This window comes from Micromonospora sp. CPCC 205546, assembly GCF_036902715.1.
Classification (GTDB): Bacteria; Actinomycetota; Actinomycetes; order Mycobacteriales; family Micromonosporaceae; genus Micromonospora.
On record NZ_JBAKHL010000081.1, the window covers coordinates 21536 to 28332 of the forward strand.

Here is a 6797-nt window from a genome sequence, read left to right on the forward strand (position 1 = left end):
AGCGGGCCCCGCAGTCGCAAGCGAAAGGCAGGAACCGTGAGCCAGTCCGCCGTCCACCCCACACCGGCCTCCCCCACGCCCGAGGGTGGGCACCTGCTGGACGTACGGGACCTGCACGTCGAGTTCCGCACCGGCGAGGGCGTGGCCAAGGTGATCAACGGGGTCTCGTACCACCTGGATCCCGGCGAGACGCTCGCCGTGCTCGGCGAGTCGGGCTCCGGCAAGTCGGTCACCGCCCAGGCGATCATGGGCATCCTCGACACTCCCCCGGCCGTGATCCGCTCCGGCGAGGTCCGCTACCAGGGGCGGGACCTGCTGAAGCTGCCGGAGGAGCAGCGCCGGCAGGTGCGCGGCAAGGAGATCGCGATGATCTTCCAGGACGCCCTCTCCGCGCTGAACCCCGTGTTCCCGGTGGGTTGGCAGGTCGGCGAGACGCTGCGCCAGCGCGAGGGCATGTCGAAGGCGGACGCCCGCGCCCGGGTCGTCGAGCTGATGGACCTGGTACGGATCCCGGGGGCCGCCAGGCGGCTCGGCGACTATCCGCACCAGTTCTCCGGCGGGATGCGGCAGCGCGTCATGATCGCGATGGCACTGGCCATGAACCCGAGGGTGCTGATCGCGGACGAGCCGACGACGGCCCTGGACGTCACCGTGCAGGCCCAGATCATGGACCTGCTGGCCGACCTGCGCCGCGACCTCGACATGGCGATGATCCTGATCACGCACGACCTCGGCGTGGTGGCCGGCGTCGCGGACCGGATCGCCGTCATGTACGCCGGCCGGATCGTCGAGCACGCCGACGTCCACTCGCTGTACCGGGCGCCGGCCCACCCGTACACGAAGGGGTTGCTGGAGTCGATCCCGAGGCTGGACGTACGGGGTCAGGAACTCTCCACCATCAGGGGGCTACCGCCCAACCTGATGCGGATCCCGTCCGGCTGTCCCTTCCACCCCCGGTGCCCGTACGCGCAGCAGGTCTGCGTCGACGTGGTGCCGCACGACCTGGTCCTGGACGACGGCCGGACCAGCGCGTGCCACTTCGCCCAGGAGGTCCGTGATGACAGCGCCCGCTAGCCCGACCAAGGTGCGCGGCGAGACGATCCTCGCCGTCGACGACCTCGTCAAGCACTTCCCCATCCGGCGGGGCGTGCTGCTGCAGAGGCAGGTCGGCGCAGTCAAGGCCGTCGACGGCGTCAGCTTCGAGCTGCGCCGGGGCGAGACCCTCGGGGTGGTCGGCGAGTCGGGCTGCGGCAAGTCGACGCTGGCCCGGCTGCTCATGCGGCTGGAGACGCCGACCGCGGGCCGGGCCACCCTGGAGGGCAGGGACCTGTTCTCCGCCTCCGGTGCCGAGCTGCGCCGGCTGCGGCGCAACATGCAGATGGTCATGCAGGACCCGTACACCTCGCTGAACCCGCGGATGACGGTCGGCGACATCATCGGTGAGCCGTTCGAGATCCACCCGGACGCCGCGCCGAAGGGCAGCCGGCAGACCCGGGTACGGGAACTGCTCGACGTGGTCGGCCTGAACCCGGAGCACATCAACCGGTACCCGCACCAGTTCTCCGGCGGTCAGCGGCAGCGCATCGGCATCGCCCGGGCGCTCGCCCTGCGGCCCGAGATCATCGTCTGCGACGAGCCGGTCAGCGCCCTGGACGTCTCGATCCAGGCCCAGGTGATCAACCTGCTGGAGAAGCTCCAGGACGAGTTCGGCCTGTCGTACATCTTCATCGCGCACGACCTGTCGGTGGTCCGGCACATCTCCGACCGGGTCGCGGTGATGTACCTCGGCAAGATCGTGGAGATCGGCACCGAGGACGAGATCTACGAGCGCGCCACCCACCCGTACACCCAGGCGCTGCTCTCTGCCGTGCCGGTGCCCGACCCGGAGGCCCGCGACCGGCGCACCATGATCCGGCTCACCGGCGACGTGCCGAGCCCGGCGGACCCGCCGAGCGGCTGCAACTTCCGCACCCGCTGCTGGAAGGCGCAGGAGGTGTGCGCCGTCGAGGAACCCCACGCGGTCCCCCGCGCGGCGGACCCGCACCCCTCAGCCTGCCACTTCGCCGCCCTCCGCCCCACCCCCTGACCCCCGTAGTTGCTCCCCGCCCCGTCCCAGCCCCGCCCCGCCCCGCGCCGTCGATCGGGGGCGCGGGACGGGGGTGTGGGTCAGTGGAAGAAGTGGCGGGTGGAGGTGAGGTACATGGTGACGCCGGCCTGCTTGCAGGCCGCGATCACCTCCTCGTCCCGGATCGAGCCGCCCGGTTGCACGATCGCGCGGACGCCGGCGTCGATGAGGATCTTCGGGCCGTCGGCGAACGGGAAGAAGGCGTCCGAGGCGCAGACCGAGCCAAGGGCGCGGTCCGCCCCGGCGCGGCTGATCGCGAGCTGCGCCGAGTCGACCCGGTTGACCTGGCCCATCCCGACGCCGACGGTCGCGCCGTCCCTGGCCAGCAGGATCGCGTTGCTCTTCACCGCGCGCACCGCCCGCCAGGCGAAGGCCAGGTCACGCAGCGTCGCCTCGTCGGCGGCCTCGCCGGTGGCCAGCCGCCAGTTGGCCGGGTCGTCGCCCTCAGCGTCGATCCGGTCGGCCACCTGGACCAGTACGCCGCCGGTGACCTGCCGCCACTCGGCGGGCAACGGGTCGAAGGCCGGCGCGTGCAGCAGCCGGATGTTCTTCTTGCCCTGGAGGATCTCCACCGCGCCCTCGTCGAACCCGGGTGCCACCAGCACCTCGGTGAAGATCTCCGAGACCTGCCGGGCCAGCTCGACCGAGACCGGCCGGTTGACCGCGATCACCCCGCCGTACGCGGAGACCGGGTCACAGTCGTGCGCCTTGCGGTGTGCCTCGGCCACGTCGGCGCCGACCGCGATGCCGCACGGGTTGGCGTGCTTGATGATCGCCACGGCCGGCTGGTCGGCGAAGTCGTTGGCCGCCCGCCACGCCGCGTCCGCGTCGACGTAGTTGTTGTAGGACATCTCCTTGCCGTGCAGCTGCTCGGCCTGGGCGAGCCCGGCCGGGCTGGACGGGTCGACGTAGAGCGCCGCCGGCTGGTGCGGGTTCTCGCCGTAGCGCAGCACCGCCGAGCGGCGCAGCGACAGCCCGGCGAAGTCCGGCCAGCCGTTCTCCTCGGGCGCCAGCGTGGTGGCGCACCACTCGGCGACCGCCACGTCGTACTCGGCGATGACGGCGAAGGCGCGGGCCGCCAGCACCCGCCGCTGGGCCAGCGTGAAGCCGCCCTCGTCGAGCGCGGCGAGCAGGGCCGGGTACGCGGCCGGGTCGGTCACCACGGCGACCGAGGCGTGGTTCTTGGCGGCGGCCCGCACCATGGCCGGACCGCCGATGTCGATCTGCTCGACGCACTCCTCGACGCCGGCGCCGGAGGCGACCGTGGCCTGGAACGGGTAGAGGTTGGACACCAGTAGGTCGATCCCCGCGATGCCGTGCTCGTCGAGCTGGGCGACGTGCGAGTCCTTGCGCAGGTCGGCGAGGAGCCCGCCGTGCACCTTCGGGTGCAGCGTCTTGACCCGGCCGTCGAGGATCTCCGGGAAACCGGTCACCGTCTCCACCGGCGTCACCGGCACCCCCGCGCCGGCGATGGCCGAGGCCGTGCTGCCGGTCGAGACGATCTCCACCCCGGCCGCGTGCAGCGCCCGGGCCAGCTCGACCAGGCCGGTCTTGTCGTAGACGCTGACCAGCGCCCGCCTGATCGGGCAGCGTTCGTCCTGAGTGGAACTCACGGGACCGTGACCTTTCTTCCGGTGATCGTCCAACCTTCACGGACCAGGCGGCCCACCTGCTCGACGAGCTGGCGCCGCTCGGCTTCCTTGATGCGCTCGGTGAGCGTCTCGACGTCGTCGTCGTCGTGCACCGGCACGGCGACCTGCGCGACGATCGGGCCGGTGTCCATGCCGGCGTCGACGAAGAAGAGCGTGGCCCCGGTGACCTTCACGCCGTAGGCGAGGGCGTCACGCGGGCCGTGGATGCCGGGGAACGCCGGCAGCAGCGTGTTGTGCGTGTTCAGGTAGCGGTCGCCGAAGGCGGCCAGGAAGTGCGGGCCGACCAGCTTGAGGAAGCCGGCGGAGACGACCAGGTCGGGCCGGTGCCCGGCGACGCGCGCGGTCAGCGCGGCGTCCCAGTCCTCGCGGGTGGGGTGGTCGGCGACCCGCTCGACGAAGGTCGGCACCCCGGCGGCGGCGGCCCGGTCCAGCCCCGCGATGCCGTCCCGGTCGGCGCCGACGGCCACCACCCGGGCCCCGTACGCCGGATCGACGCTCGCATCGAGCAGGGCCTGGAGGTTGCTCCCGGAGCCGGAGACGAGGACGACGATGCGGGCGACGGGCGCGGGCTCGGTCACCGGGCCACCCTATCGGGCCTGCCGGCAGGTCCATCCGCTGGGCATTGCGACATTCGCCGACGACGCGAAGGGCCCGGACCAGGTACGCTGCCGGTCGCTCGGGCCCGGCGCGCGTCCGGCCCGCACCCGTCAGTGATCCGACGCCCCGGCGGGGTGTCGAGTGGAATGAGGAGTACGCCGAAATGCAGCCCGGATACCAGCCGCAGCAGCCGCAGATCAACAACAACATGACGATGTCGATCGTCGCCATCTTCCTCTTCTGGCCGCTGGCCATCCCGGCGATCATCAACGCCTCCAAGGTGAACCAGCTGCTCCAGCAGGGCGACTACGCCGGGGCCCAGGCTGCCGCCGCCGAGTCGAAGAAGTGGTCCAAGTGGGCCCTCATCGTCGGCATCAGCTGGTACGTGATCGTGCTGGTGTGCTGCCTGCTGGGTGGCCTCGCCGGCGTGGTGGGCGGCAGCACCTCCACCAGCAGCTACTGACAGATCGGACGAGGAGTCGCATGCAGCCCGGTTACCCCGGACAGGACCCGTACGGCCAGCAGCCGCACCAGGATCCGACCGCGCCGCACCACGACCCGTACGCCCCGCCGCCTGCGGCGCCGTACGGGCAGCAGCCCACCTCCGGGCAGCCGAACGACCCGTACGCCGCGCCGCAGGACCCCTACGGCCAGCAGAACCCGTACGGTCAGCCGGACCCGTACGGGCAGCCGCCCACCTCGGGCAGCCGTACGGGCAGCAGCCGCACCAGGACCCGTACGGCCAGCAGGCGTACCCGCCGCCGCCCATGTATCCCAACGCGGGGTTCGCCGCGAAGGGCCCGGGGCAGCAGCAGAACACCCTCGGCCTGGTGTCCATGATCCTCGGCATCGCCTCGATCCCGCTGGTCTGCTGCTACCTCGGCATCCCGCTGGGCCTCGCTGCGCTGGTGACCGGGTGGCTGGGCAAGCAGAAGGCCACCCGGGGGCTGGCCGACAACAACGGTCAGGCCCTCGCCGGCATGATCTGCGGCGCCGTCGGCGTCGTGCTCGGCCTGCTCCAGATCGTCTTCCTGGGCTTCAGTCTGACGCTGCCCACCCAGCCCTGACCGGCATGCGACAGGGGCGTCCCGGCTCGTCCGGGGCGCCCCTTCGGCGTCTGCCGGCACGCCGGGCGCCTCGACTGTCGCGATGACCCTGCGCCCGGTGCCAGCCGCCGTGCGGTCACCGCCGCCGACGTCGACGCCGTGCCCTCAGCGGGACGTGCGGGACAGCGCCCGGGTCGCGGCGGCGCCGATCAACGCCCCGACCGTGACGACGGCGGTCGCCACCGCGGCCACCTGCCAGGCGACGGGCCCCACCTGGGCCAGCCGGCCGCCGCCGAGCGATCCGGCGGAGGCGGCCGCTGCGGCGCCCAGCAGCAGGCCGGCCACCGGACCGGCCAGCGCCGCCGAGCCGAGCAGCGGCCCCCAGCGCAGCGGCGCCCGGTCGTCGGCGGCGAGCCGGAGCAGCCGGCGGGCGAGCAGCCAGCCCGCGGCCATCCCGGCGAGGACCGGCACCGCGAGCAGCCCGGCCCCGAGCCCGTCGATCGGCCCACGCGGCAGCCCGGCCAGCAGCGGTACGGCCGGCAACGCCCCCACGGAGACCTCGCTGGTGCGCACCGCCGTGTCGGTGCCGACGGCGAAACCCGGACCGAGCAGGTAGCTGACCGCCCAGATCGTGGCGTTGGGCGCGTAGGCGAGGCTGACCAGCGTGATTCCGGCCTGGCCGGCGACCCCGGTGCGGTAGGCCCCGATCAGGTCGGCGGCGTCCCCGCCCCCGGTGGCCACGGCGAGCCCCGCCGCACCGGCCCCCGCGCCGAAGAGCAGCAGCCCGGCGACGAGCCCGGTGCGGATCCCGTCGCGCAGCGGCTCCGGGGCGCGCGTGGCGAGCAGGCCGGCCACGTTGGTGGTGCGCGCCGAGCCGACGAGGGCCGCGAGCGTGCCGAGCACCAGGAGGGTCAGCCCGGCGCGGACCGGTGCGGCGCCGGCCAGGACCGCGGCGAGCACCCCGAGCAGCGCGTACGCGACGCCGACCGTGCCGGCGGCGAGGAGGGCCTGCCGGGGCGAGCGCCCACCCCGCGCGCCGATGGCCCGGCTGGCGTGCACGCCCGCCCGGGTCAGCCGCCAGACGACCAGCACGGTCAGCGCCAGCGGGGCCAGCCCGAGCGGACCGGCGACGGTGTCCAGCGGGACGCCGTGCCCGAGCAGCCAGCCGGCCAGCCCGGCGCGGAGCGCCCCTGACACGGAGGCGGCACCCTCGCTGAGCTGGAACAGCCAGAGCACGACCACGACCGGCAGCCACGAGGTGAGCGCCGCCCACCCGGCGGCGACCCCGGCGGCGACGACGAGCGGTGCGCGGCTGCGGCGCGGCTCGCCGGCGCGCGGCGTGGGCACCCGCCGGCCCCGCCCGACGGGGGCGGCCGG

The 6797-nt window shown here is 73.7% G+C and carries 7 protein-coding genes; 4 read left to right on the plus strand and 3 right to left on the minus strand.

What is annotated here, in order from left to right; all coding sequences use genetic code 11:
• Nucleotides 1–36: 36 nt before the first annotated feature.
• Nucleotides 37–1074, plus strand: a complete 1038-nt coding sequence (locus V6U77_RS26170; RefSeq protein ID WP_334609376.1) for an ABC transporter ATP-binding protein — start codon at nt 37–39, stop codon at nt 1072–1074.
• Nucleotides 1058–2086, plus strand: coding sequence for an ABC transporter ATP-binding protein (locus V6U77_RS26175; protein ID WP_334609377.1), 1029 nt, complete (start codon nt 1058–1060; stop codon nt 2084–2086). Before V6U77_RS26170 ends, V6U77_RS26175 begins: the two co-directional genes overlap by 17 nt.
• An 80-nt stretch (nt 2087–2166) precedes the next feature.
• Here the strand turns inward: V6U77_RS26175 and purH are convergent, their stop codons facing one another.
• Nucleotides 2167–3738, minus strand: coding sequence for a bifunctional phosphoribosylaminoimidazolecarboxamide formyltransferase/IMP cyclohydrolase (gene purH, locus V6U77_RS26180; protein ID WP_334609379.1), 1572 nt, complete (start codon nt 3736–3738; stop codon nt 2167–2169).
• Nucleotides 3735–4355: a phosphoribosylglycinamide formyltransferase gene (purN, locus tag V6U77_RS26185; RefSeq protein ID WP_334609380.1), complete on the minus strand. Its 621-nt coding sequence runs from the start codon at nt 4353–4355 to the stop codon at nt 3735–3737. Before purN ends, purH begins: the two co-directional genes overlap by 4 nt.
• 182 nt (nt 4356–4537) lie before the next feature.
• Here purN and V6U77_RS26190 point away from each other — a divergent pair, with 182 nt between their 5' ends.
• Nucleotides 4538–4837 (plus strand): CD225/dispanin family protein, encoded by a 300-nt coding sequence (locus V6U77_RS26190; protein ID WP_334609382.1) that lies wholly within the window; start codon nt 4538–4540, stop codon nt 4835–4837.
• 304 nt (nt 4838–5141) lie between these two features.
• Nucleotides 5142–5441 (plus strand): DUF4190 domain-containing protein, encoded by a 300-nt coding sequence (locus V6U77_RS26195; protein WP_334609384.1) that lies wholly within the window; start codon nt 5142–5144, stop codon nt 5439–5441.
• Nucleotides 5442–5585: 144 nt separating this feature from the next.
• Here V6U77_RS26195 and V6U77_RS26200 read toward each other — a convergent pair.
• Nucleotides 5586–6797, minus strand: a 1212-nt coding sequence (locus tag V6U77_RS26200; RefSeq protein WP_442934513.1) for a cell division protein PerM, incomplete at its 5' end; no start/stop codon positions are given.